The sequence below is a fragment of the Providencia sp. PROV_01 genome (genome assembly GCF_053098325.1).
The window spans coordinates 2588539-2614664 of record NZ_JBRFKD010000002.1 but is presented as its reverse complement, the minus strand read 5'-3'; the positions used below and the strand labels follow the sequence as shown (position 1 = coordinate 2614664).

The window sequence follows — 26126 nt, the reverse complement described above, 5'->3', positions numbered from 1 at the left end:
TATTATTTAAAAAGTGACGCTGTCACTGACCATCTAGCCCGCGAATAGGTTTAATTGTGTCCCAAGAACGACAAGATGGACAATGCCAATATAATGCACGCGATGTAAACCCGCATTTATGGCAGCGATAATCGGGTTTTGTACGAATTTGTTCCCCTACCATTTTACGCAGCAAAATCAAACTTTCTTTTGCCCTTCCATCTTCAGCTTCTTCAAGATGGTAATCCATTAAACGATAGAATAAACGCATGGTAGGATGGCGTTGAATTTGGTCGTTAATGTAATTCGCAGCCGCTTCATGATTTTGTTTTTCAACAATAATATCGGCTAAGTAAAGTTCTGCGATAGCCCCTGAATTACCTGCAACACACTGACGAAGGTAATCTTCCCACTCATCTGCTTGGCCAGTATGTTGGTAGCAATCAAACAGTAAAGGTAATGTTTCAGCAACGAGTTCTCTATCTTGTTCATAGACTTGTTTTAAGACATGAACCGCTTTGTCGTAATTACCTTGCTCGATAAACAACCGACCTTTCATAATCGAAACTCGAGCGCAGTGGTTATCGGCTTGCTCTGCCTTATTTAACAATGTCAGTGCATCTTCAAGATCATCGCTAGCGAGTTGTTGGGTCGCTAATTCACAATAAAAATGCGCAATTTGCTCACGTAACTCGGGGTGCCCTAATTTAACCAGTTTTCCTGCTATTTCAATGGCTTTTGTCCAGTCACTGGTAAGCTGATAAATATTTAAGAGGGATTGTAAGGCACTTTGTTTGAAATCGACTTCGTCTGTCAATTGCTGAAACATATTTTCTGCACGGTCATAAACCCCTGCAGCCATGTAATCTCGGCCAAGCTGTTGGGTTGCTAATAAGCGTTGTTCAAATGACAAAGCGGCGCTTTCTACCAGCGACTGGTGAATACGAATGGCACGTTCAACTTCACCACGAGAACGGAATAAATTTCCCAGCGTGAGATGAGCCTCAAAAGCGGAACTGTCTTCATTTTTCAGCATATCGAGGAATAAATCGACAGCTTTGTCTTGTTGATTAGATAATAGGAAGTTAACGCCTGTAACATAATCACGTGACAAGCGATTCGCATGTTGTTGCTTATCTTGTTGAGCACTTCTGCGCCCCATGTACCAACCGTAAGCAGCAGCAACCGGTAGCAGCAGAAACAGCAACTCGAACATACAGGATTATTCCTTGTTCTGAGTCGTCACTAATGAGGTTGAGTCGGAAATATTACTTTCTCCAGCACCTAATTGTGATTCTAAACGTCGAATTTTACGACGTGCGTTTTTCAGGCTAACGATGACTCGTAAATAAAACACGGCACAGACTAGCCAACCTAGCACAAAACCGACACCAAAAAGTGATGCAAGAAGGGTCGATAATGAAAAATCCCCTTTTGCAATCAGGTAGTTAAATGTAATAACCTGATCATTGCTTGAACCTAGCGTAATCGAAACAATAAAAAAAGCGACCGCTAGTAATAAAATCAGAAAATATTTCACATTTATTCCCGTTATCAGTTCTATTCATCCAATAATATCTACCTGTTAAGGTAGCATTTCCAGCGCATTCAGACAAAGCAATTTATTTTATACAATGAGATATTTAAGTTAGATCTCCCCTAATAATGGCCAACTTGATGAAAGATTAATCGGCTTTACTAAATAGTCCCCATGCCCGTAAAATATAATAACCAAATATGGTAAAACAAGCACTGATGATCACTGAAGTTATTATATCTATAGGCCAATGCATTCCCAACAACATCCGACTAAACGCAATACCCTCTGCCCAAATAGCAAGCCCTATCGATAAAGCATATAAACGCTGTTGCCAAAAAAGCACAATTAAAAACAATGCCCAGCCTGCTGCAAATAACATATGACCCGAAGGAAAAGAATACCCCGTTTCTGCTTGCCAATGTTTACGCTGCCACTTAGCTATATTTTCATCTTGTTTAACCGTATTTTTAATTAATTTCGCTCGTTCACTACGTTTTAACTCATAAAACTCTGATGAAGGAATTTGATATTGAGTTGCCAACCATTCCACATAAGGACGCGGTTCTTTAAATGTGCTTTTTAATGCGCTCTTCAAACCTTGTTGCAGTAATACCGCACTGACCAGAACAAGCAAAATTTTCAGTCGCTGTTTCTTTTCTGAACGGAAAACGAATATAACGACTCCAAGAAATAAAAAAGACGTTAAAATACTATAAGGCGCTCCCGCAGTGTCTGTCAGCCAAAGAAGCCATTTCATTGAGTTAAACTGGGTTTCTGGTGACCAATGCCACCCTGTAACTATCATCACCATGGGAGGCATGATTAATAACAATGCAAAAGCACAAACAACCAAAACCGTTTTTTTCATTCAATGTATTCCAAATAAAGTTCTATTAAATATACAAATATTCCATTCACCTATTATTAACTCTGTTATAGTAATACAGCGTTGGTCGTGTGCAAAGAATACCAACCTCTATATGCTAAACGTCATATAGCGTCGATGTATTATAGTTAAGCTACTTTATATCGATAAACGTTATTAATTAAGCAAGAGTTACTTTAACTAATGAAAGAAAATATGCAGCTAAAACGCGTTGCCGAAGCAAAACTCCCAACACCTTTCGGTGAGTTTTTAATGGTGGGTTTTGAAGAAATCGCAACCGGTCGTGATCATGTAGCGTTAATTTTTGGCGATATCTCAGGAGATACACCGGTACTTAGCCGGATCCACTCCGAATGTTTAACAGGAGATGCGTTATTTAGTCTACGTTGCGATTGTGGTTTTCAATTAGAAGCCGCGCTCTCTCAGATTAGTAAAGAAGGCCGAGGGGTATTACTTTATCATCGTCAAGAAGGCCGAAACATAGGCTTGCTAAATAAAATCCGTGCTTATGCATTGCAAGATCAAGGCCTTGATACGGTTGAAGCTAACATCAAACTCGGATTCAAAGCCGATGAACGTGATTTTACCTTATGCTCTGATATGTATAAATTATTGGGAATTAATGAAGTCCGTTTATTGACAAATAACCCGAAAAAAATAGACATCATGCGTGAAGCTGGAATTAACGTGGTAGAGCGTGTTCCACTGATTGTCGGTCGTAACCCAAGTAACGAACATTACCTTGACGTTAAAGCAGAAAAAATGGGACACATGCTATTTAAGCATCAGTGATCTCACCAAAGGAAGAGTGTTCTGCTCTTCCCTTTCTTCTCCTCATTCTGATTATCATCATTCAAAGTGTGCCATTTACCCGCTGCTATATTCACTTTCTTTCTATAAGGTTTATACTGTTAGCCATCTGATTACCCTGACGAATAAACTGAGCTCTTGAGGTTTATTCCGCATACTACCAGGAGATACTGTGAACAACCTGCATTCCATTCAACGCATGAGAAGATTGCGTAAGACCGAAAAACTCCGCACTTTATTCCAAGAAACCCACCTTTCCGTTAATGACCTTTGCTTGCCAATTTTTGTTGAAGAAGAACTCGACGACTATATGCCAATCAATAGCATGCCGGGTGTTATGCGTATTCCTGAGAAACGCCTTGCCTATGAAATTGAGCGTATCGCAAATGCAGGAATAAAATCAGTGATGACCTTTGGGGTTTCCCATCATCTTGATGATAATGGTAGTGATGCATGGCAAGAGAATGGTTTAGTGGCACGCATGTCACGTATCTGCAAAGAAACCGTTCCTGAAATGATAGTGATGTCTGACACCTGTTTCTGTGAATACACCTCTCATGGTCACTGTGGCGTTATGCACGGTCATGTCGTTGACAACGATGCAACTATCCATAACCTAGGTTTACAAGCGGTTGCCGCCGCACGTGCAGGCGCTGATTTCATTGCCCCTTCTGCCGCAATGGATGGCCAGGTTGCTGCAATCCGTCATGCTCTTGATGAAGCTGGCTTTACAGATACTGCAATTATGTCTTACTCCACAAAATTTGCATCCGCACTGTATGGCCCATTCCGAGATGCAGCAGGTTCATGCCTTAAAGGCGATAGAAAAACCTATCAGATGAACCCAATGAACCGCCGTGAAGCGCTCCATGAGTCACTAATTGATGAGCGCGAAGGTGCTGACGCGCTAATGATAAAGCCTGCCGGAGCGTATTTGGATATTATTCGTGATTTACGCGAACACACTCAATTACCCATCGGGGCTTATCAAGTCAGTGGAGAATACGCACAAATTAAATTTGCCGCTCAAGCGGGTGCAATTGATGAAACGCGTGTGGCTCTTGAAACACTAGGGTCAATTAAACGCGCAGGCGCTGATCTTATTTTCACTTATTTCGCTTTACAGTTAGCTGAAGCCAACGCGTTATAATCTCATTCAGTTAAAAAAAACCGCATTACTGTACATAAACACAGTGGCGCGGTTTTTTGTCATTTCTGTTGAATAATAGTACTTAAAACGCCTAATTTATAGCCAGTTGGCTATTTTGCTCTTTGCAATTCAAGTTGTTGGGTTAATGTTTGCACATAATGCTGTGCTTGCTCTGGCGTTGCTAAACCGGCAATTAATAAATCTTGTTTACCCGCAGATGTTGTTGCAACCACTCCCCAGTAATCGACTTCAACCGTAATACTCTCAGGGTTTTGATCGGGCATAGGCAAAATATCAAAGTAGTCTTGTAATGGTGCAATGGTAATAGTGGTGTAATCTGCATTTAAGCCGAGTGGAAATTCTTTGTCTGCATATAAACGCAAATCATGGACTTCCGTTTCAGGTGTTCTCATCACAATAGAATATAAGTTAGGTATGTGCTCCAAAATGTCACGAACCTCTTCGTTCGCACCATCAAAATGGGATGTGGTTAATAAGATATCTGCTGCCCACAATGCCCCTTTATAGAAATCGGTTTCATTGATATCTGCCATACTCATTTCCTTTATAGTGTTTTCGATAAGCTCAGTTACATGGTGACCCGTGCTAAAGCTATTACATTCAATTAATTTGCACAAAGAAACTTATTTATGGCGAACTTCACCCTATTTTCATTTAGCCTAGTAGCGACTATTTTCTCCTTTAATCTACCGTCTATTTAACACCATAACGTAGATTGCTATCAAAAATATTGAGAAAAAACAAAATTGATAAATAAGATTAAATATTAAAAAATAAAAACGCCCGTAGGATAACAATCTTACAGGCGTTTCAGTAACACAATTGAATGATTAATGCAGCATCTGTCTTATAACATAATGTAAAATACCACCATGACGGTAATAATCCATCTCCGTTGCAGTATCAATACGACAGCGGGTTATAACTTCCTTTATATCACCATTGCCATACGTGATTTTCACTGTGATATCTTGTCCAGGAGTAATTGACTGTAACCCCGTGACATCAATGCGTTCATCACCTTTTAAATTGAGTGTCTTACGGGATACCCCATCTTTAAACTCTAAAGGTATAACCCCCATACCAATCAAATTGGAACGGTGGATACGCTCATATGACTCAGTAATGACGACTCTCACACCTAATAAATTTGTACCTTTCGCAGCCCAATCTCGGCTAGAACCTGAACCATATTCTTTACCCGCAATGATAGCCAATGGGCGATTTTCTTGTTGATACAGCATCGCTGCATCATAAATCGCCATTTGTTTGCCTGTCGGTATATGTAAGGTATAACCGCCCTCCACACCTGGTACCATTTCATTACGAATACGAATATTTGCAAATGTCCCTCGCATCATCACTTCATGGTTACCACGACGCGAACCATAAGAGTTGAAATCTGCGACAGCAACACCGTGTTCTTGCAGATAGCGTCCTGCTGGGCTCTCTTTTTTGATATTCCCCGCGGGAGAAATATGGTCAGTGGTGACCGAGTCACCGAGGATCGCTAAAATATTTGCGCCATGAATATCTTTAACAGGTACTGGCTGAGATTGCATTCCTTCAAAGAAAGGTGGATGGCGGATATAGGTCGAGTCTGCTTGCCAGTGATAAGTTGAAGAGCTTTCAACTTTTAATGCTCTCCAAGCATCATCACCTTCAAAGACCGCGTTATATTCCTTACGGAACATATCTGTTTTAACTTGCTGTACAGCTTGCGCAATTTCAGCACTTGATGGCCAAATATCTTTCAAATAAACATCATTACCCGATTTATCAACCCCGATAGGGTCAGTTTTCAAGTTGATATTCATATTACCCGCCAGTGCATAGGCAACAACAAGCGGCGGAGAGGCTAACCAGTTAGTTTTCACCAGTGGGTGAATTCGCCCTTCAAAGTTACGGTTTCCTGACAGTACGGCACCAACAGTAAGATCCGTTTGTTTAATCGCTTCTTCTATTGGTTCTGGTAATGGCCCTGAGTTACCAATACAGGTTGTGCATCCATACCCGACAAGGTTAAACCCAAGCTTATCTAAATACGGTGTTAAACCTGCAACGGCAAGATAATCAGTAACCACTTTAGAACCCGGTGCTAATGATGATTTAACCCACGGTTGGCGAACTAACCCTTTTTCAACGGCTTTTTTCGCTAATAGCCCCGCCGCCATTAATACACTTGGGTTCGACGTGTTTGTACAAGAGGTAATTGCTGCAATAACGACCGCGCCATCGGTTAATTCAAAGGTTTTATTTTGATATTTAACCGAAGGATAGCTCGATTGGATTTTCTTATTGACTTCTAATTCGACTGCGCCACGAAATGCTTTTGGTACTTGGCTAAGTTCGACTCTGTCTTGTGGACGTTTAGGCCCGGCTAAACTGGATTCGACTGTCGACATGTCTAACTCAAGTGTACTGGTAAAAATCGGTTCATCGCCCGCATAACGCCATAAACCCTGCTCTTTACTATAAGCTTCCACCAGCGCAATTTCATCATCACTGCGCCCAGTTAAACGCATATAAGACAGTGTTACTTCATCAACCGGGAAAAAGCCACACGTTGCACCATATTCAGGGGACATATTCGCAATCGTTGCTCGGTCTGCTAATGGTAAATCGGCCAAGCCGTCACCATAGAATTCAACAAACTTACCCACGACACCATGTTGACGTAGCATTTGTGTCACTGTCAACACAAGGTCAGTTGCTGTGATCCCTTCGGATAATTTACCCGTTAATTTAAAACCAACAACGTCAGGGATTAGCATCGAGACAGGTTGGCCTAACATAGCGGCTTCAGCTTCAATACCACCGACACCCCAACCTAATACACCTAACCCATTGATCATCGTCGTATGGGAGTCCGTGCCCACTAAAGTATCTGGATAAGCATATAATTTACCGTCAATTTCTTCATACCATACCGCCTTACCAAGGTATTCTAAATTAACTTGGTGACAAATACCTGTACCAGGTGGTACCACTTGAAAACGATTAAACGCTTTTTGCCCCCAACGTAGAAATAAATAACGCTCATGGTTACGCGCCATTTCAATTTCAACGTTATCACCAAAGGCGGATTGGGTGGCAAACTCATCCACCATTACCGAGTGGTCAATGACCAAATCTACGGGGGATAACGGATTCACTTGATCAACATTGCCACCTAATGATTTAACCGCTTCACGCATCGCGGCCAGGTCAACAACAGCAGGAACTCCGGTAAAATCTTGCATAAGCACACGCGCGGGACGATACGCAATTTCCCTATCTGCATGTGCATTTTTTTGCCAGTCAATAATGGCTTGTAAATCTTGTTCAACAACTGAGTTACCATCAATATGACGTAATAGGTTTTCAAGTAAGACTTTTAATGATTTAGGTAACTTCGTCCCATCACCGAGCTTTTTTTCAGCTAGCGCTAAACTGAAGTAATTATACTGCTTGTTTCCAACATTGAGTGTCGAGGCACTCGTTGTTTTTAGACTCAACGACATAACTCCTCCTTGGTTTTTATGGCTATGGCAATATGTGTATTTACCGCCATTATTTTTTGTTAACCAATTGTAATCATAGTTGCTCTAGAAATTCGATTTATAGATTTTGTGCCAAATATTGAATGTTTCTCTATTAATAATAGGAAATTTAAGATAAGAAGGGAAATAAGTCAGAAAATAGCTTGGTACACCAACAAAGTATTGACAATAAAAACCCTAGAAATACAGTCACTAGGGTTATTATTGGGTAGTACAGAAATATAAAGAAATTAGATGATAGGCAATTTCATATCTTTAAAAAATTCTTCAATCTCTTCATTATTACGAATAGCAACCGCTTTATCGACCACATCACGAGTTAGATGCGGTGCGAAGCGCCACATAAAATCGTACATATAGCTACGTAAGAAACTGGTGCGTTTAAAACCAATCTTCGTTGTGCTATAGCTGAACTTATCACGCATATCAATTACAACTAAATCACTATCACTCACCGGGTCAACTGCCATACTCGCAATGATACCAATCCCTAGCCCTAACCTGACGTAGGTTTTGATCACGTCGGCATCCGTTGCGGTAAAAATAATTTTGGGCTCAAGACCAATTTTCTGAAATGCCACATCTAATTCTGAACGTCCAGTAAACCCATGGGTATACGTTACAATTTGATATTCCGCGATATCTTCAATAGTGACATTTTTTTTCGTCGCTAGCGGATGGTCTTTTTGCACAACGACACAGCGGTTCCAATGGTAGCATGGCAACATAATCAAATCGTTATACAGGTGCAGTGCTTCTGTTGCTATCGCAAAATCGCTATTTCCTTTGCAAACTTCTTCAGCTATTTGCGTTGGAGACCCTTGCTGCATGTGCAATGAAACATGTGGGTAACGCTCAATAAAGCCTTTGATTGTTGGAGGTAAAGCATAACGAGCTTGTGTATGTGTCGTCGCAATACTCAAACTCCCCCGATCGGGATAAGTGTGCTCCCCAGCAACCGAACGGATCGCTTCTATTTTTGATAGTACTTCTCGGGAGATCCGCACGACCTCTTCCCCTGCTGGGGTGACATGCGTTAAATGTTTACCACTACGTGCAAAAATTTGGATCCCAAGCTCATCTTCAAGCATCCGCACTTGTTTGCTGATACCGGGCTGTGACGTAAAAAGCCCCTCAGCGGTTGAGGAGACATTCAAGTCATGGTTAACCACTTCAACAATATAACGTAATTGCTGCAATTTCATATTTCAGTCTACCTCATACATGAATAATGTGCTTTTGCATCTATAGCTAAAGAATATTAAATATAACTAAAAGTTATAATTAAATAATTTGATATAACCAATATAACATCATTCACAGAAGAATAAACAGTATGATGATAAAATTTCATCTAAATGCCACTACACTGATGAAAGGCCGTAAGATAGTGCAAAGACGGATTAACTTTATTTCATTATGTGGTTCAATAAGTAAAATGAATTTTGCAGGATCCTCACTGTAAAATTTAACGTATTAAAGTGGATATCATAATTCTCAACGAAGAGAGGTGGTTACATGCGTTTAAATGTTTTGGCTTTAATTATTGGTATGTCGACGATTTCTTTTGCCCCTGCGCTCTTGGCGAAAGAAGTGGCTTATGGACAACAAAAAATTGTTTTGTCTGATACGATTGAACCCGGAAATGATTTTTACCGTTATGTTAATGAAGATTGGATAAATAAAGCGCAAATCCCCACCGGTATGCCACGTATTAACTCTTTCGTGGAATTATACTTAAACACAGAAAAACACATTCAATCGATTATTGATCAATTACAACAGATCCCTGAAAACAAGCTCACGCATAACCAACGAAATATTCGAAATTTATATCTCAGCTACCTGAATGAAGCGGCTATCGAGCAAGCTGGTATTAGCCCAATAAAATCCGATTTAGATGCCATTGCAAAAGCTAAAAATCATCATGATATTAGCCAGCTAATGACACAGCCTGACTATAAATCGCTGATTTCTTATTGGGTAGATTTAGATGCCAAAGCACCTGATACCTATGTGCTTTATATCGGTCAAGGCGGTTTAGGGCTACCGAACCGTACTTATTACCTCGATGACACCCCACAAATGCAAGATATTCGAAAAAGTTATATCGCTTATATCGCTACCATGCTAGAACTGGCGGGTGAAAAAGATGTACAACCAAAAGCGCAGAAAATTTTTGATTTGGAAAAAGCAATTGCAACAGTGCATTGGAGCCCAGAAGCACGCCGTGACACTATCAAAAATTACCATGCAATGTCTCTAGCTGAAATGAAAAATTATACTCAAGGTTTTGATTGGACTAGTTTTATTACCAATCGTAAACTAACAGATAAACAACTTGAGAAAATCATCGTTGAAACAGATAGCGCGGTGGAACAAACCGCAAAAATTTTTGCTGATACCCCGGTTTCGACACTAAAAGATTACCTAACCTTCCAATATATTAGTGAACACGCACGTTATTTAAACCAAGCTATCGCGGATGCCCAGTTTGATTTTTATTCGAAAAAACTCAATGGAATTGAAAAACAACGCACTCGCCAAGAACGTGCATTGCAGACTGTTAATTCGCTCCAAGGTGAGCCATTAGGGCAAATTTATGTCGAACAATACTTCGACCCGCAAGCTAAAGAAAAAATTAAAGACTTGGTTAGCTATGTGAGGGGCACATTTAATTCACGCCTAAAAGTCAATGACTGGATGGATGAGCCAACTCGCCAAGAAGCCCTTAAAAAATTAGAGCAATTCACTGTTAAAGTGGGATATCCAGATCAATGGAATGACTTCAGCACAATTAACCTCAAGCCTGACTCATTATTAGAGAATTATAAACAAGTTTTAGCCTGGTCATATGATGATATGATTGGCAAAATTGGCCAACCTGTCCGTCAATGGGAATGGGGCATGACGCCACAAACAGTCAATGCTTATTTCAACCCTGTTCAAAACGAAATTGTGTTCCCAGCGGCAATTTTACAAGCACCTTTCTTTGATCCTAATGTTGACCCAGCCTATAACTATGGTGCAATTGGCGCTGTAATTGGTCACGAGATGGGCCATGGTTTTGATGACCAAGGCAGTTTATACGATGGTACGGGGCAATTACGTAACTGGTGGAGTGAGAGTGCCAAAACTCACTTTAAAGAGAAAACAGCCAAGCTTGTTGAGCAGTATAACGCATTTGCTGTTGATGGTTTAAATGTGAATGGTGAGCTTACATTAGGTGAAAACATTGGCGATCTCGGTGGATTAAATATCGCCTTGAGTGCTTATAAACAATTTGCCAAAGAAAATTACCCAAATGGTGAGCCCCCAATTATTGACGGAACAACTGGGTTACAACGTTTCTTCATTGCTTGGGCTCGTACTTGGCAAGAACTGTCAAATAAAGAATCTGAGCGTAATAAGATTATGACAGACCCTCATAGCCCTAACCAATTCCGTGCTAATGGCGTAGTACGCAATATTGATGACTGGTATCAAACATTTGGTGTTGATAAAAATAACACACTATATTTGGCACCAGAGCAACGTATTCGTATTTGGTAATTTATCAATGAAAAAAGAAGGCTCGAGATTTAACTTTAGCCTTCTTTTTATGACTAGAAAAATTAAATTGTTTTCAAATCAATCCAATACGCTAAATAGTTCAAGTTGTGGCTAGGCAGCAAGAGACGCTAAGCCCTAGGAGCATACATAAGTATGTGACTAGGGTTAGCGAGCGCAGCTAACAACGCCACAGCTTGAAATATGACGCGTATTATTTGATGACGCCGCAGGCCATTCTAGCCCCACTACCGCCTAACGCTTCTGGATTATCAGAATAGTTATCACCACCCACATGCACCATCAATGCACGGTCTTGAACATCTTTGAGTGATTTTAAACGTGGTGCTAGTACCGCGTAATCAGCATTACCTTGGCTATCGGCAACTAGACCGGGTAAATCGCCTAAATGCCCTGTGTTATCATAAGGGCCTTTGTGGACACCTGTTTTAGCGGGGTCTAAATGACCGCCTGCTTTTAATGCAGGTACCGATTTGCCATCTTTCTCTGCGGGTTCGCAACTTGGGTTCTCATGAATATGAAACCCATGAATGCCTGCTTGTAGGCCCGTTAATTTTGGCGTAAATAGTAATCCATATTCTGTTTCTGAGATAACAACTTCACCAATTGCTTTACCATCACCTGTTGGGGTCGCTTCTTTTAATACAACAGTAGATTGAGCAGCGTATGCTGTCCCCGCTGTCAATAATGCAGCCAGTAAACACATTTTTAACTTCATTTTGCCTCCGGTGGATAACTTTTATCTATCATTCCATCGACTTACCTAAAGACCTTAACAAGGTAAGAACTATTACTATCTATTGATAATTACAATGACTCTATCTTAAGTTAACACAAATTAGTTATCACTTTGGTGCTACATTTGAGTTTAGTTAAAAATTGGCGGTTATATCACAGTGAGCGATAAGAAATAAAGGAAATGACAGTATAACAATGGGTTATTCACCGATAGGCATTGATATGAAATTGACAAGTTAATAAAAAAGCCAATCAAATTAAATGATTGGCTTCTTTGTTTGAATGCAAAAGGGAATTATTATTTCTCTTTCACTTCCCATTTACCATCAACGTAGAATGCACTCCAACCCGTCGCTTTACCATTTTTTTCTGAAGAAACATATTGCTGTTTCGTTTTACGACTAAAACGGACGACAGTTGGGTTACCTTCGCCATCTTCAGCTGGTGCTTCAGCCAAATAAGCCAGTTTTTCAGGTAAACGGTCTTTAAAGCGCTGTAATTCTGCAACTAATGGTGCACGCGTTTCTCGTGATTTTGGGAATGTGTTTGCCGCAAGGAAAACCCCAGCAGCACCATCACGTAACACAAAATACGCATCGGATTTTTCACATGGAAGTTCCGGTAATGGAACTGGGTCTTCTTTCGGTGGTGCGACTTCGCCACTTCGTAAGATTTTACGCGTATTTTTACACTCTTCGTTAGTACAACCCATGTACTTACCAAAACGCCCCATTTTCAGGTGCATTTCTGATCCACACTTGTCACATTCAATGACTGGGCCGTCATAACCCTTAATACGAAATTCGCCTTCTTCGATTTCATAACCTTCACATGCAGGGTTATTACCACATACATGTAATTTACGGCCATTATCAATCAAATAGCTGTCCATCGCGGTGCCACACTTTGGACAGCGACGTTTTGCTCTTAACGCATTAGTTTCCGCATCATCCCCTTCAAGCACATTCAAGACTTCGTCTTCAGGGATAAGGTTTATTGTTTTCTTACAACGTTCTTTTGGTGGTAGCGCGTAACCAGAACAACCTAAAAATACCCCGGTTGATGCAGTACGGATACCCATATGACGTTCACAATCAGGGCAAATGATTGAGGTGATCACCATTGGGTTAGTACGCATTCCCCCTTCCTCTGGTTCTTTTTCAGCAACATCTAGCTGCTTACTAAAGTCAGAGAAGAATTCATCTAATACGGCTTTCCACTCAGCATCATGATTTGCAACATGGTCCAGTTGGTCTTCCATACGCGCAGTAAAATCGTAGTTCATCAGGTCGTTAAAGTTTTCCTCTAAACGATCCGTTACAATCTCACCCATTTTCTCTGCATAAAAACGACGATTTTCAACTTTGACATAACCTCTGTCTTGGATCGTCGAAATAATCGCTGCATACGTCGAAGGACGACCAATACCACGTTTTTCGAGCTCTTTAACTAAAGATGCTTCACTAAAGCGAGCTGGTGGCTTAGTAAAGTGCTGGCTAGGTAATAGCTCAATTAAAGATAACTCCGCACCAACTTGTATTGGTGGCAATGTTTTATCTTCATCATTTTTACGCAGTGCAGGCATGACTTTCGTCCAACCATCGAAACGTAAAGTACGCCCTTTGGCTTTTAGTTCAAAATCACCTGCTTTGACTGTCAAGGTTGTTGAATCATATTTTGCTGGCGTCATTTGACAGGCCACAAACTGATTCCAAATTAATTGATATAACCTTTTCGCATCGTTCTCCATGTCTTTTAGTGACTCAGGTAAAACATCGACACTAGAAGGACGAATGGCTTCGTGCGCCTCTTGCGAATTATCTTTACTGCTATAAACATTCGCATCTTTTGGCAGATATTTAGCGCCAAAATTATCATTAATATAGCCACGAACCATATCCAATGCATCTTGGCTCAAGTTTGTTGAGTCAGTACGCATATAAGTGATATACCCTGCTTCATAAAGACGCTGAGCCATCATCATGGTTTTTTTCACGCCAAAACCTAAACGAGTACTGGCGGCTTGTTGCAACGTTGACGTGATATACGGTGCGCTCGGCTTACTTGATGTCGGCCTATCTTCACGGTCAACAACTGCAAAACGGGCTTTTTCAAGTAGCTTAACTGCTGCCTCTGTTTGCGCTTTATTGACTGGTTTAAATGCCTTACCACCTTGTGAAGTGACTTCCATACGCAAGTTAGCGATATCTTTATCAGCTAAATCGGCATGCAGTTCCCAATATTCTTCAGGGACGAAAGCTTTAATTTCCCGTTCACGTTCAACAATGAGTTTCACTGCAACTGACTGAACACGGCCAGCCGATAAGCCACGAGCGACTTTTTTCCACAGCAACGGAGAAACCATATAACCCACAACTCGGTCCATAAAACGACGCGCTTGTTGTGCGTTAACTCTATCTATGTTTAATTCTCCAGGGCTATCAAATGCCTGAGTGATCGCATTTTTGGTGATCTCATTAAATACAACACGACTAAAACGAGAATCGTCTCCACCTATCACTTCGCGTAAATGCCACGCAATAGCTTCCCCTTCGCGGTCCAAGTCCGTTGCGAGGTAGATGTGTTCGGCATCCTCCGCCAATGATTTAAGTTCAGAAACCACTTTTTCTTTACCCGGTAGAATTTGATAATTCGCTTTCCAACCATGGTAAGGGTCGATCCCCATGCGCTTAACTAACGCATCACGCGGATCTTTTTTTACTTTCTTTGTTTTGTCGGTAGATGAGCCTGTACTCTTTTGTGAGCCGGTTTGTGAACCAGAGCCGCTTTTCGGCAGATCACGAATGTGGCCAACGCTGCTTTTTACAACGTAGCCACTGCCAAGATACTTATTAATCGTTTTGGCCTTTGCCGGGGACTCCACTATAACAAGAGCTTTACCCATATTTACCTTTACCTAAATATCAACAATGGCGCATTTCTACATTAAAATGCGCAAAATGAGAATCTCTTTTTTATATTGCGACACAATCACAATATATCAATATATTTTTAAACAATTATTTGTGTTGAAACAAAACTTATAAACTCAATCACGTTATTCTAAAAAGCACAAAGTGTCTTCTAGTTGACTGATTTTAACCACATAAAGATGTTTAGTCACAATTGAAAACCACACACTCTACCTGATAAAATGCTAGAAGCAACCAATTATTTTTTCAAGGAAGCCAAGTTATGCAAGATAATTTACCGTTCATCACAAAAAAAGAGTTACTTGAAAAAGCTAATGATATCATAAAGAAACATGATGATTATATTCATGGTATGTTTGTTGACACCGTTGAGCAGCATCGGGGTACATTGGTATTTAAAGGAGAATTCTTCTTAGATGAGAACAATATTCCTACTTTAAAAAGTACAGCTGCTTTTAATATGTACAAACATCTCGCTCATGTACTGTCAGAACAATACCAATTAAGTGATAATAACTAATTAACACGTTTGCTTTTTGTATAAAATTTACCGGCTTTAACGCCGGTAAATTAATAGTAGATTTAAAAACGCTTATTCGCTAGGCGAAATTTAAAATTACAAGAGTGGTTTTTGCCCACGTTGCCACCAGCGCAATAATAAGTTATCCACGCTCTTTGCCGCGCTTCCCATAAACTTATCCATCATTTTTTTACTTAACACATAACGAATACTAACTATTTCCTTAGTATCAATTGCATTGATAATAAAATCATCACTTACACCAATATTATCTACTAGCCCTTTATCAAGAGCCTGTGAGCCATACCAATACTCCCCTGTCGCAACTGCGTCAATATCTAAAGATGGGCGATTTTGATGAACAAATTGTTTAAACAATTCATGTGTTGAATTTAAATCTTCAACAAATTTTTTACGGCCTTGTTCCGTGTTTTCACCTAACATGGTCAATGTACGCTTGTATTCACCTGCGGTATGAAGTTCAACGTCAACATCATGTTTTTTTAATAACCGATGAATATTCGGAATTTGAGCAACCACACCAATCGAACCAATAATGGCAAATGGTGCAGCAATAATTTTATCTGCAATGCATGCCATCATGTATCCGCCACTCGCCGCAACTTTATCAACCGCAATGGTAAGTGGGATATTTTTTTCTTTGATTCTTAATAATTGAGAAGCTGCTAAACCGTAACCATGAACCATTCCACCAGGGCTTTCAAGTCTTAACAAAACTTCATCTTGTTGATCGGCAACAGCAAGAATTGCACTGATCTCTTCACGTAAAGAGGCAACTTCGCGGGCATCCATGCTACCTTTAAAGTCTAAGACATATAAACAAGGTTTTTTAACCCCTGTTTGGCCTAATTTCGCCCCTGTTTTCTCACTTTTTGATTTCGCTTTTTGCTGTTTTTTAAATGCTTTCAACCACGCTTTATGTTCTGGTTCATTCATTTTAATTTGTTGCATTTGGCGTTGGCGCTCACGATAACTTTCACCTAAATCTGTGATTTTTAAAGCACCTTTAGCCCCTTGTCGGCGCATACCTACGCCAAACACAAAGACAGCTAGCAAAACCACCGCCACCAAAATAGTGACGACTTTTGCTAAAAATAGCCCATACAATGAGAAATACTCCACAATCTGATCCTTTTGATGTTTATCTTCAATTACAAAAATAATCTCACGATTACGTGCAAACAACCAGAAAAAAACAGAGTTAGCACACAAACTTCGTTAATAACTATGTTAGATTAGCCAATTATCACAATCAGTGCGATGATAACCGTACATGCTAATCACAATAGTAGGAAAGAATATGCTCCAATATCAACCTAGACAAGACCTATTGAAAGGTAAAACGATTCTTGTAACCGGTGCCGGTGATGGCATTGGCCGTGAAGCCGTTCTCACTTATGCGCGCTATGGCGCATCCCTTATCCTTGTTGGTAGAACACAGCATAAATTACAATCCGTTAGTGATGAAATAGCCGCTTTAGGTGGAAGTAAGCCACCTTGCTTTATATTAGACTTATTAACTGCAACAATTGATGACTGCTATACTCTAGCCTCGCAAGTTGCCGCAATAACACCTTATTTAGATGGCGTATTACACAATGCCGGAATACTTGGTGTGGTTGCCCCCATCACTGAGCAACCCAGCGACCTATGGCATGATGTTATGCAAATAAATGTTAATGCCACATTTATGCTAACTCAAGCATTGCTCCCTTTGTTACTCAAAGCACCTAATGCCTCATTAGTTTTCACCAGTTCGAGTGTAGGTAAGCAAGGTCGCGCCGGTTGGGGCGCCTATGCTGTATCAAAATTTGCCACCGAAGGTTTAATGCAAGTGCTAGCCGAAGAATATAAGCAGACTAATCTTCGTGTAAATTGTATTAACCCAGGCGGCACTCGAACCTCAATGCGAGCAAGTGCATTTCCTGATGAAAATCCGCTTAAATTAAAAACCCCTGCTGATATCATGCCTATTTATATCTATTTGATGGGCGATGATAGCCTGCGTAAAACGGGAAGTAGTTATGATGCTCAACCCGGACGTAAACCTGGTGCTGCGGAGTAAACACGATGTCTCAAAATCGACACGAAGAACGCCAACAACGTTTAAAAGAAAAAGTAGATGCACGTATTGAAGCCGCACAAATTGAACGAGGGATCGTTATTGTCTTTACTGGAAATGGGAAAGGCAAAACCACAGCCGCATTTGGAACTGTCTGCCGTACAGTAGGCCATGGTAAAAAAGCCGCTGTTGTTCAATTTATTAAAGGAGGTTGGGATAATGGCGAACGCGAACTACTAGAACCACAAGGCGTCCCCTTCTATGTTATGTCAACAGGGTTTACGTGGGAGACTCAAAATAAAGAGACCGATACCCTTGCTTGTATGGAAACTTGGCAGTACGCCAAGCAATTGTTAAGTGACCCACAGTACGATTTAGTCATTTTAGATGAGCTCACCTATATGGTGAGTTATCATTACCTCGAATTAGCAGAGGTGGTTCAAGCATTACAAAGCCGTCCTACCAATCAGTCTGTCGTGATCACGGGTAGAGGTTGCCACCGAGATTTGATCGAATTAGCCGATACAGTAACAGAAATGCGCCCAGTGAAACATGCATTTGATATTGGGATTAAAGCTCAAAAAGGGATTGATTGGTAACTAACCACTAAATAAAGTGCAATAATTCGATATTTATACAGTTGTGGTACTGTTAAAGTTAAAGGAGATACTCTAAATAACTTGTATGGTTCAATTGCTGCAAATGTGAATAATAACGCTGCTGCACGTAACGATATTTACATTAAACTCAAAGCGACATTCAATAATAATTATGGGCAAATTACAGCCGCTAATAACCAAAAGCTTGATATTGGCACATTAGAAAACTACGCAGGAAAAGTGACTGCTGGGAAAACCTAACTATTGATTCCAAAAAACGGGTTAATAATCAGTATGGGGCTTTACGTTCGACTAATACCACTAAGATCACCAGCCCTATCGTCACGAGTGGAACGACAGGAAGCATCTCCGGTAATCGTGTGATTATTGATGCTGTTGTGACTAACTAAAATATCCTACGCTTAAAAAAGGCGGTCATTTCTAAATGACCGCCTTTTTATTATGGCTAATTACAGAATTAATATTCTGAATTAATCACCACCTCTTCACCAAAACGCCCTGCTTTTGGTAATGGTTGATAAGACGAATTAGCTGCACGTAAAATACGGACACCACGAATACCTAACTCATGAGCTGCCGCGATATCTGCATCAGCATCACCATAATAGATGGTTAATTTGTGATCGCGCATCCAGCTCACCTTATTATTTTGCCCTGGCTCATCGCCTGCAAAAATGACAGGTTGCATTTTATCTGCAGGTATTGCTAAACCTTCTTGAACGTATTTAGTCACCGTTTCTGTTTTTGTTTTCGTACGGCCTGTGATGAAATAGACAGTATCACCGCGATCTAAGTGCATTTTGACTAAATCAATACCCACTTGTTTTGGCATACTGAATTTGTCCCACTCATTATTCATTTTTTCCCAAAATTGTTGGTTTTTGAGATAGCTAAAGTCGTTAGGAGAGAACTCTAATTTACCACGGTAAAAACCTGGACTCGAAAATAACACCGTATCATCGATATCAAACCCAACAGCCATTGGCGCTTTGCCTTCTAGGCTTTGTTTAATTTGTTCGATGGAAACCCAATGAATAGGCTGTTGTTGAGCTAGTTCAACAACGGTAACCCCAGGGCTTACGGTTTCTGGCATTGGAATTTTTGCTTGAGACGTTGCTGTAAAACTTAATGCCAATGCAATCGCACTCAAAGTCAGTGTTATTTTTTTCATGTTTTGTCCTTATTCAGGTTTATCCACTTAAACCATTCTTTATTTATCTGGATAAACTGGGTAAGTAATAGGTTTATCTGTAAATTTGTCTTTATTATCAGTAGTAACCCAATATTTTGTGAGGAATATCCCACAAGAAGGGTCATACTAAGACTTTTAATTACATTAAAATGATACGGATATCTCATAAATATCATCTCTTACTGATAGCTTTCATAATAATGTGAACTAGAACATTAGATCAAAAAAAGCTGAGGGTGGAGCCTCAGCTTTTTTAATATTCGAGAATTGCAATTAATCTAGATGCGAGTACGACGTTTCGCCGTTGGTCTTGAAGATTGACGTTTTGATGCAGGACGTGATGCAACTTGCGTATGGCGTTTTACTGCACGGCGAATTTGGTTCGCTTTAATACGACGTTGGTCACGCTCAACGGCAACTTTGCTTTCAGTTTCTACCGGCAATTCCACCAGCTCGCGGAGATAATTGGTTTGTTCTAAACCCAGTTCCGTCCATCCTCCACGTGGTAAACCTTTCGGTAAATCAATATCACCATAACGCACACGGATTAAACGGCTCACTTGAACACCAACCGATTCCCAAAGGCGACGGACCTCGCGGTTACGCCCTTCAGTTAAAGTGACGTTAAACCATTGATTCATCCCTTCTCCGCCACGGTAAGAAACCGTTTTAAAAGAAGCAGGACCATCTTCCAACTGTACGCCTTGTGTTAATTGACGAATTTTTGCTTCATTGATTTCACCAAACACACGTACAGCATATTCACGCTCAACTTCACGGCTCGGGTGCATTAAACGATTAGCTAGCTCACCATCAGTCGTAAATAACAATAAACCACTGGTGTTAACATCTAAGCGGCCAACAGCAATCCACCGTGCTCCCGTTAAGCGAGGTAAACGGTTAAAGACAGTTGGGCGCCCTTCTGGATCATGGCGTGTACATAATTCACCTTCTGGCTTGTAATAAGCCATTACACGGCAAATTTCTTTTTCAGGTTCTTTGATAGCTAATAAACGACCATCTAAACGAATTTTTGTTGCTGGTGTGACTTCAACACGGTCTCCAAGTGTCGCAATTTTGCCATCAACACTAATACGACCCGCTTGCAGGAATGTTTCGATTTCTCGACGAGAACCATGTCCTGAACGAGCAAGGATTTTCTGTAATTTTTCAGTTTTTTGCGGTTTTACGCTCATGTAACCCTCTGCTGTCGCCTTCACAGGCGTCAAATATCTTTTTGGCGCGTCATCTTGTGACCGTACCAAAAAGTAATGAATTTGAAAACCCGCGCATTATACACAGGTTTGTCCTGAACCCCTATAACTTATCTGAATATCGCACTTTCAATACGATTTTATTTAATTCCGTGCTAAATCTTAGGCTTTTAGGTATTTGTATTTATTCAAAAGGCGTTGGGTCCCCTGTTCCGACGCGTGCCACAACAGGTGTATCATCAGTAAAGTCAATCACAGTTGTTGGTTTTTGCCCGATATAACCACCGTGTATAACTAAATCGACTTGTTTATCAAGTAAATCGCGAATTTCTTCAGGATCTGATTGCGTGAAATCATCGCCAGGCATAATCAAACTGGTTGACATCAAAGGTTCACCAACAGCTTCGAGTAAATCTCGAGCAATCGGGTTTGATGGCACTCGTAAGCCAATGGTTTTACGTTTTTCATTCATTAAACGCCGTGGAACTTCTTTCGTTGCCCGTAAAATAAAGGTGTAATTACCTGGCGTATTATTTTTAATTAAACGGAAAACGGTGTTATCAACATGTGCGTAATTCGATAGCTCAGAGAGATCTCGACACATTAAAGTGAAATTATGGTTAGCATCAAGCTGACGGATACGACAAATACGTTGCAAAGCATCTTTTTCTTCTAAACGGCATCCAATGGCGTATCCTGAATCCGTAGGGTAAACAATGACACCGCCTTTATTTAGAATTTCAACACTCTGGCTAATCAGCCTTGCTTGAGGATTATCCGGATGGACATAAAAAAACTGGCTCATACATACCTCTAATTTTTGGGTATCGACAGCATCACCCGGCAAAAACACCTATAAATGCTACTATCTCTTAATTCCATGAGATGACCTACTCAGAAATAAATCATCACTTATAATAATTATTTTACACCGCATTATTAATACATCAATTAATTAGCTGCTTTTTACCGCATTCCAAAGCGTCCAGACTGCATTATCATCATTAGGTAACCATAAATTTCGGCCAAGCTCTATCCAAGAACATGGCCGATGAAAATCTGAACCCACCGATGTGTATAAATTTGCATTATTGGCTAATTCCGCTAAATACTGCTTTTCATGTGGCGGCTGCTGGCAATGAGAAACTTCCATGGCATCACCTCCACACTGTTTAAAATACGCAACCAACCGTTTTAACCATTTATTGGATAATTGATATTTCGCAGGATGAGCTAATACTGCAATACCACCGGCCGCATGAATTGCGTCGATAGAGTCTTGAATTGAGCACCACTTCGCAGGAACGTAACCTATTTTTCCTTTTGATAAATAACGCTTAAATACGTTATTAATGGTTTTTTCTTTACCTATTTTCACAATATACTGTGCAAAATGAGCCCGCGTTACCTGCCCACCACCAGAAATATGTTGCGCATTTTCCCATGCGTCATCAATCCCTGCTTTTTGTAATCGCCTGCCCATCTCAATACCACGCTCGAAGCGACGTTCAGATTGTGCTTTCAACAATTGAGCCATAGCGGGGTGTGAAGTCGAAAAATTTAACCCCACAATATGTATTTCAATGTTTTCCCACAGTGTCGAAATTTCAACACCATTGACTAACTCAATTGGCCTTTCATTTTCAGTAAGATAGCGACGAGCCTCAAATACACCTTCACAGGTATCATGATCTGTGATCGCTAAAATATTAACCCCTTTTTCAATCGCACGTTCGATTAACTCTGCTGGAGTAAGGTCACCATCCGAAGCATTCGTATGGCTATGTAAGTCGTAGCGAGTCACTAATGGCGGCGAAGCAGTCGACAGATTGATATCTTCTCTAATTTCCATGTACAACTATATTTCCTAATAAAGTAACAAAGTTCTTGACATAAACAACGCGATCCAGTTAACTAGTACGCAAGATGGCTAAGGCTAAAAATCATCAGTTTATCCAGTGAGGCATACAATGAATTTATTTAACTTATCAAATCGTTGGTGGCGTGACTTCCCAAATTGGGCGGAAGCCGCACACGCATAGTTATTGTATGTCTCAGTGCCAAACCCGCCCTTCATCGGCGGGTTTTTTTATGTCAAAAATTAGCGTAAGGCAACATAATGAACGAACAAAACACCACATTAGCACATTTTAAGTATCTGGATAGCCCAATTAATTATCAGCCTGACCCTACATTATTATTTAATCATCTGTGCCATCAAGTTCCATCGACAATGTTGTTGGAGTCTGCTGAAATTAATAATAAGGCCAACTTACAAAGCTTACTGGTTGTCAACAGCGCGCTACGTATTCGTGCTTTTGGCCAACAAGTTGAAATAGAAGCATTGACGCCAAATGGTCAAGCCTTATTACCAAAGCTGTTAGCACAATTAACCCATTTAATCACACATCATAGCATGCAAGAAAATAGGTTAACGGTAACGTTTAGCCAACCTGCAAAGGATTTAGACGAAGATAGTCGCCTGAAGGCAGCATCTTGTTTAGACGTTTTACGTGCTCTGCCCGTTCTCGCGCAAGCCTATTCAACAAAACCTGAAAACCTGTTTGTTGGTGGTTTGTTTGCATACGATTTAGTCGCCAGTTTTGAAGATTTACCCAAGGTGAATACCGTTAATCACTGCCCTGACTATTGTTTTTTTGTTGCTGAGCATTATTTAGTGATTGACCACCAAAATCAGGCTGCTCGACTCAAAAGTTGCCTATTTACGCAAAATGAGCAAGATGTCGAAACGGTTACACAACGCCACGCACAAATTATCGCTTCGTGCCGTGCGTTCTTACCCGCACTTCCTTTAGCAACAGCACCTGATTTTGCGGTCTCGATAAACAAAAATGACCAACAATACGGGGAAATTGTCACCTCATTAAAAGAAGCCATATACCGTGGTGATATTTTTCAGGTTGTGCCTTCTCGTAAATTTACGATGCCATGCTCACATCCCTTAATTGCATATCAAAAACTCAAAGCACAAAACCCAAGCCCTTATATGTTCTACATGCAAGATGAAGCATTCACACTCTTTGGGGCTTCACCTGAAAGCGCACTCAAATATGCAACAGCAAATCGCAAAGTGGAAATTTATCCTATCGCAGGAACCCGCCCTCGTGGGCGTAACGCGCAGGGTGAATTAGACCTCGACTTAGACAGCCGAATTGAACTTTCCATGCGCTCAGATGAAAAAGAACTCGCTGAACACATCATGTTAGTTGACTTAGCTCGCAACGATTTAGCCCGTATTTGTGAAGCCGGTAGCCGTTACGTCGCCAACCTAACTAAGGTTGACCGTTACTCTTTCGTGATGCACTTAGTTTCTCATGTTGTGGGAACATTGCGCCAAGATTTAGATGTTTTTCATGCATACCAAGCTTGCATGAATATGGGGACTTTAACGGGTGCACCAAAGGTAAAAGCCATGCAACTGATTGCTCAATATGAGCAAGCACGCCGAGGGTCATACGGAGGAGCTGTAGGATATTTTCAAGGAAATGGTGATTTTGATACCTGTATCGTTATTCGCTCTGCGTACGTAGAAAATGGTATTGCCACTGTGCAAGCGGGAGGTGGTGTCGTTCTAGATTCCGTACCTCAAGCTGAAGCCGATGAAACCCGTAATAAGGCACGTGCAGTGATCCGTGCAATTGCCCAAGCACATCAAGTTAAGGAGTTATTCTAATGGCGAACATTTTACTGCTCGATAACGTTGACTCCTTTACTTATAACCTAGTAGACCAACTGCGCACAGGTGGCCATAACGTGGTTATTTATCGCAATACAGTCAATGTAGAACATATTTTATCTGTATTAAATCAAATGATTTCACCGATACTAGTCTTATCACCCGGCCCTGGTAAACCGAGTGAAGCAGGTTCAATGCCAGAAGTATTAATGCGAGTAAAAGGCAAAATTCCTGTTATTGGTATTTGCTTAGGTCACCAAGCCATCGTTGAAGCTTATGGCGGAACGGTTTCAGCCGCAGGTGAAATTTTGCATGGTAAATCTTCGATTGCCACACATGATGGTTTAGCTATGTTTAATCATCTTGAAAACCCAATATCAGTGGCGCGTTACCACTCTCTTGTTGGTAGCCAAATTCCGGAAAGCTTAACTATTTGTGCCCATTCAAATGGCATGGTCATGGCTGTACGTAATGATAGCGATAGAGTTTGTGGATTCCAATTTCATCCCGAATCCATTTTAACAACGCAAGGTAAACAGTTGCTAGAAAACACTGTGGCATGGGCTCTTTCTACTCCCAATGCAACCGAACCTACTCATTCGCACTAACGGAATACTAAAGAGCCAATTATGCAAAATATTTATGATAAGTTATTTAAAGCGCAACCACTGACTCAACAAGAAAGCCAGTACTTGTTTAATGCCATTATTCAAGGCGAATTAACAGAACCTCAATTAGCTGCTGTGTTAATCAGTATGAAAATGCGAGGTGAACAACCGCAAGAAATTGCTGGAGCCGCGTTAGCTTGTTTAGAGAATGCACAGCCATTTCCCCGCCCTGACTACCCATTCAGCGACATCGTTGGCACTGGGGGAGATGGCGCAAATAGTATCAATATTTCCACAGCAAGCGCATTCGTTGCTGCTGAATGTGGGATTAAAGTGGCGAAACACGGTAATCGAAGTGTTTCGAGCCGTTCAGGTTCTTCGGATTTACTTGCCGCCTTTGGTATCGCCTTAGACCTCAGTGCGCAAAGTGCTCGTGACGCATTAGATGAGCTTGGTGTTTGTTTTTTATTCGCACCACAATACCACAGTGGGTTCCGTCATGCTGCCCCTGTGCGTACTCAACTAAAAACTCGAACGTTATTTAATGTATTGGGGCCATTAATTAATCCAGCTCGCCCACCGATTGCCCTTATCGGTGTGTACCAAGGATCATTGGTAAAACCTGTGTCTGAAACACTACAGATGCTTGGTTTTACCCGTGCAGCTGTGGTACACAGTGGAGGGATGGATGAAGTTTCATTACATGCAGTTACTCAAGTCGCTGAATTAAAAGATGGCAAAGTACAACATTATCAATTAACTGCTGATGATTTTGGGCTAGCACCATATCAATTACGCGACTTAGAAGGCGGTACACCTGATGAAAACCGCGTATTGCTTAGTGATTTACTTCAAGGCCATGGCCAAGCGGCTCACGAAGCGGCTGTAGCGGCCAATGTTGCCATGCTGATGCGTATTAATGGCCATGAAGATTTAAAACAAAACAGCGAACACGCACTTGCAATTATTCGTAGCGGTAAAGCATTTGACCGCGTTACAGCTCTCGCGGCAAGGAACCAATAA

General features: G+C 40.8%; 21 protein-coding genes, 1 pseudogene and 1 other annotated feature. Of the genes and pseudogenes, 9 read left to right on the top strand and 13 right to left on the bottom strand.

Translation table 11 applies throughout. The features are described 5' to 3' along the window. Positions 1-22: 22 nt before the first annotated feature. The 3 genes from lapB to ACU696_RS12710 form a co-directional block, all read right to left on the bottom strand. A complete protein-coding gene (lapB, locus tag ACU696_RS12720; RefSeq protein WP_109912266.1) occupies positions 23-1195 on the bottom strand; it encodes a lipopolysaccharide assembly protein LapB in 1173 nt (390 codons plus the stop codon). A 6-nt stretch (positions 1196-1201) separates the two neighbouring features. After that, on the bottom strand, positions 1202-1519 hold the full coding sequence (locus ACU696_RS12715) for a LapA family protein (RefSeq protein ID WP_004911022.1): 318 nt from the start codon (positions 1517-1519) through the stop codon (positions 1202-1204). Between the two features lie 145 nt (positions 1520-1664). After that, positions 1665-2387: a phosphatase PAP2 family protein gene (locus ACU696_RS12710; protein ID WP_109912267.1), complete on the bottom strand. Its 723-nt coding sequence runs from the start codon at positions 2385-2387 to the stop codon at positions 1665-1667. A 213-nt stretch (positions 2388-2600) separates the two neighbouring features. Between ACU696_RS12710 and ribA the strand changes: the two genes are divergently transcribed. Together ribA and hemB are read left to right on the top strand one after the other, a co-directional pair. Beyond that, positions 2601-3197: a GTP cyclohydrolase II gene (gene ribA / locus ACU696_RS12705; protein ID WP_004911029.1), complete on the top strand. Its 597-nt coding sequence runs from the start codon at positions 2601-2603 to the stop codon at positions 3195-3197. A 190-nt stretch (positions 3198-3387) separates the two neighbouring features. Beyond that, positions 3388-4365: a porphobilinogen synthase gene (gene hemB, locus ACU696_RS12700; RefSeq protein ID WP_110731948.1), complete on the top strand. Its 978-nt coding sequence runs from the start codon at positions 3388-3390 to the stop codon at positions 4363-4365. Between the two features lie 110 nt (positions 4366-4475). Here hemB and ACU696_RS12695 read toward each other — a convergent pair whose 3' ends face one another. The 3 genes from ACU696_RS12695 to cysB all read right to left on the bottom strand — a co-directional run bounded on the left by ACU696_RS12695 (position 4476) and on the right by cysB (position 9133). Continuing rightward, positions 4476-4919: a hypothetical protein gene (locus ACU696_RS12695; protein WP_004911037.1), complete on the bottom strand. Its 444-nt coding sequence runs from the start codon at positions 4917-4919 to the stop codon at positions 4476-4478. Between the two features lie 297 nt (positions 4920-5216). Then, positions 5217-7889 carry an aconitate hydratase AcnA gene (gene acnA, locus ACU696_RS12690; protein WP_196719489.1) on the bottom strand — a complete coding sequence of 891 codons (2673 nt, stop codon included), beginning with the start codon at positions 7887-7889 and terminating at the stop codon, positions 5217-5219. A 269-nt stretch (positions 7890-8158) separates the two neighbouring features. Beyond that, positions 8159-9133 (bottom strand): HTH-type transcriptional regulator CysB, encoded by a 975-nt coding sequence (gene cysB / locus ACU696_RS12685; RefSeq protein ID WP_004911040.1) that lies wholly within the window; start codon positions 9131-9133, stop codon positions 8159-8161. A 313-nt stretch (positions 9134-9446) separates the two neighbouring features. On the opposite strand from cysB, the gene ACU696_RS12680 reads away from it, so the two are divergent. Then, positions 9447-11480, top strand: coding sequence for a M13 family metallopeptidase (locus tag ACU696_RS12680; RefSeq protein ID WP_004911041.1), 2034 nt, complete (start codon positions 9447-9449; stop codon positions 11478-11480). A gap of 211 nt (positions 11481-11691) precedes the next feature. On the opposite strand, the gene sodC is transcribed toward ACU696_RS12680, so the two are convergent. Both sodC and topA read right to left on the bottom strand, forming a co-directional pair. Further along, the gene (gene sodC, locus ACU696_RS12675; RefSeq protein WP_447343120.1) at positions 11692-12216 is read right to left on the bottom strand and encodes a superoxide dismutase [Cu-Zn] SodC; all 525 of its coding nucleotides are present in this window, start codon (positions 12214-12216) and stop codon (positions 11692-11694) included. 318 nt (positions 12217-12534) lie between these two features. After that, entirely contained in the window at positions 12535-15141 is a 2607-nt protein-coding gene (gene topA, locus ACU696_RS12670) for a type I DNA topoisomerase (RefSeq protein WP_004911045.1), read from the bottom strand. A gap of 290 nt (positions 15142-15431) precedes the next feature. On the opposite strand from topA, the gene ACU696_RS12665 reads away from it, so the two are divergent. After that, positions 15432-15689 carry a DUF2498 family protein gene (locus ACU696_RS12665; RefSeq protein ID WP_094960535.1) on the top strand — a complete coding sequence of 86 codons (258 nt, stop codon included), beginning with the start codon at positions 15432-15434 and terminating at the stop codon, positions 15687-15689. 96 nt (positions 15690-15785) lie between these two features. Here the strand turns inward: ACU696_RS12665 and sohB are convergent, their stop codons facing one another. Then, the gene (sohB, locus tag ACU696_RS12660; RefSeq protein ID WP_004911048.1) at positions 15786-16832 is read right to left on the bottom strand and encodes a protease SohB; all 1047 of its coding nucleotides are present in this window, start codon (positions 16830-16832) and stop codon (positions 15786-15788) included. Between the two features lie 178 nt (positions 16833-17010). Between sohB and ACU696_RS12655 the strand changes: the two genes are divergently transcribed. From ACU696_RS12655 to ACU696_RS12645, 3 genes are all read left to right on the top strand, one after another. Continuing rightward, positions 17011-17775, top strand: coding sequence for a YciK family oxidoreductase (locus ACU696_RS12655; protein ID WP_209101559.1), 765 nt, complete (start codon positions 17011-17013; stop codon positions 17773-17775). A gap of 5 nt (positions 17776-17780) precedes the next feature. After that, complete coding sequence (cobO, locus tag ACU696_RS12650) at positions 17781-18371, top strand: cob(I)yrinic acid a,c-diamide adenosyltransferase (RefSeq protein ID WP_004911054.1); 591 nt, start codon at positions 17781-17783, stop codon at positions 18369-18371. 81 nt (positions 18372-18452) lie between these two features. Beyond that, positions 18453-18632: a hypothetical protein gene (locus tag ACU696_RS12645; protein WP_196718365.1), complete on the top strand. Its 180-nt coding sequence runs from the start codon at positions 18453-18455 to the stop codon at positions 18630-18632. 217 nt (positions 18633-18849) lie between these two features. On the opposite strand, the gene aphA is transcribed toward ACU696_RS12645, so the two are convergent. The 4 genes from aphA to rnm form a co-directional block, all read right to left on the bottom strand. Further along, positions 18850-19563, bottom strand: coding sequence for an acid phosphatase AphA (aphA, locus tag ACU696_RS12640; RefSeq protein WP_004911059.1), 714 nt, complete (start codon positions 19561-19563; stop codon positions 18850-18852). A gap of 299 nt (positions 19564-19862) precedes the next feature. Beyond that, positions 19863-20780, bottom strand: coding sequence for a 23S rRNA pseudouridine(2605) synthase RluB (gene rluB, locus ACU696_RS12635; protein WP_004911066.1), 918 nt, complete (start codon positions 20778-20780; stop codon positions 19863-19865). 202 nt (positions 20781-20982) lie between these two features. After that, positions 20983-21603 carry an L-threonylcarbamoyladenylate synthase gene (locus ACU696_RS12630; RefSeq protein WP_004911068.1) on the bottom strand — a complete coding sequence of 207 codons (621 nt, stop codon included), beginning with the start codon at positions 21601-21603 and terminating at the stop codon, positions 20983-20985. Between the two features lie 150 nt (positions 21604-21753). Beyond that, complete coding sequence (gene rnm, locus ACU696_RS12625) at positions 21754-22650, bottom strand: RNase RNM (RefSeq protein WP_004911072.1); 897 nt, start codon at positions 22648-22650, stop codon at positions 21754-21756. 139 nt (positions 22651-22789) lie between these two features. Further along, positions 22790-22891: a sequence feature (Trp leader region), on the top strand. Positions 22892-22917: 26 nt separating this feature from the next. Between rnm and ACU696_RS12620 the strand changes: the two genes are divergently transcribed. Both ACU696_RS12620 and trpD read left to right on the top strand, forming a co-directional pair. Next, complete coding sequence (locus tag ACU696_RS12620) at positions 22918-24492, top strand: anthranilate synthase component 1 (RefSeq protein ID WP_209101562.1); 1575 nt, start codon at positions 22918-22920, stop codon at positions 24490-24492. Continuing rightward, positions 24492-26126: pseudogene (gene trpD / locus ACU696_RS12615) on the top strand (bifunctional anthranilate synthase glutamate amidotransferase component TrpG/anthranilate phosphoribosyltransferase TrpD). Before ACU696_RS12620 ends, trpD begins: the two are co-directional and overlap by 1 nt.

Bases quoted from the DNA above. Each gene is read 5' to 3' on its own strand.
- ACU696_RS12680 (WP_004911041.1), top strand. From the start codon at position 9,447: ATGCGTTTAAATGTTTTGGCTTTAATTATTGGTATGTCGACGATTTCT.
- ACU696_RS12665 (WP_094960535.1), top strand. From the start codon at position 15,432: ATGCAAGATAATTTACCGTTCATCACAAAAAAAGAGTTACTTGAAAAA.
- ACU696_RS12620 (WP_209101562.1), top strand. From the start codon at position 22,918: ATGAACGAACAAAACACCACATTAGCACATTTTAAGTATCTGGATAGC.
- acnA (WP_196719489.1), bottom strand. From the start codon at position 7,889: ATGTCGTTGAGTCTAAAAACAACGAGTGCCTCGACACTCAATGTTGGA.
- ACU696_RS12630 (WP_004911068.1), bottom strand. From the start codon at position 21,603: ATGAGCCAGTTTTTTTATGTCCATCCGGATAATCCTCAAGCAAGGCTG.
- ribA (WP_004911029.1), top strand. From the start codon at position 2,601: ATGCAGCTAAAACGCGTTGCCGAAGCAAAACTCCCAACACCTTTCGGT.
- cobO (WP_004911054.1), top strand. From the start codon at position 17,781: ATGTCTCAAAATCGACACGAAGAACGCCAACAACGTTTAAAAGAAAAA.
- ACU696_RS12695 (WP_004911037.1), bottom strand. From the start codon at position 4,919: ATGGCAGATATCAATGAAACCGATTTCTATAAAGGGGCATTGTGGGCA.
- lapB (WP_109912266.1), bottom strand. From the start codon at position 1,195: ATGTTCGAGTTGCTGTTTCTGCTGCTACCGGTTGCTGCTGCTTACGGT.
- ACU696_RS12655 (WP_209101559.1), top strand. From the start codon at position 17,011: ATGCTCCAATATCAACCTAGACAAGACCTATTGAAAGGTAAAACGATT.
- rluB (WP_004911066.1), bottom strand. From the start codon at position 20,780: ATGAGCGTAAAACCGCAAAAAACTGAAAAATTACAGAAAATCCTTGCT.
- aphA (WP_004911059.1), bottom strand. From the start codon at position 19,563: ATGAAAAAAATAACACTGACTTTGAGTGCGATTGCATTGGCATTAAGT.
- cysB (WP_004911040.1), bottom strand. From the start codon at position 9,133: ATGAAATTGCAGCAATTACGTTATATTGTTGAAGTGGTTAACCATGAC.
- ACU696_RS12710 (WP_109912267.1), bottom strand. From the start codon at position 2,387: ATGAAAAAAACGGTTTTGGTTGTTTGTGCTTTTGCATTGTTATTAATC.
- topA (WP_004911045.1), bottom strand. From the start codon at position 15,141: ATGGGTAAAGCTCTTGTTATAGTGGAGTCCCCGGCAAAGGCCAAAACG.
- sodC (WP_447343120.1), bottom strand. From the start codon at position 12,216: ATGAAGTTAAAAATGTGTTTACTGGCTGCATTATTGACAGCGGGGACA.
- rnm (WP_004911072.1), bottom strand. From the start codon at position 22,650: ATGGAAATTAGAGAAGATATCAATCTGTCGACTGCTTCGCCGCCATTA.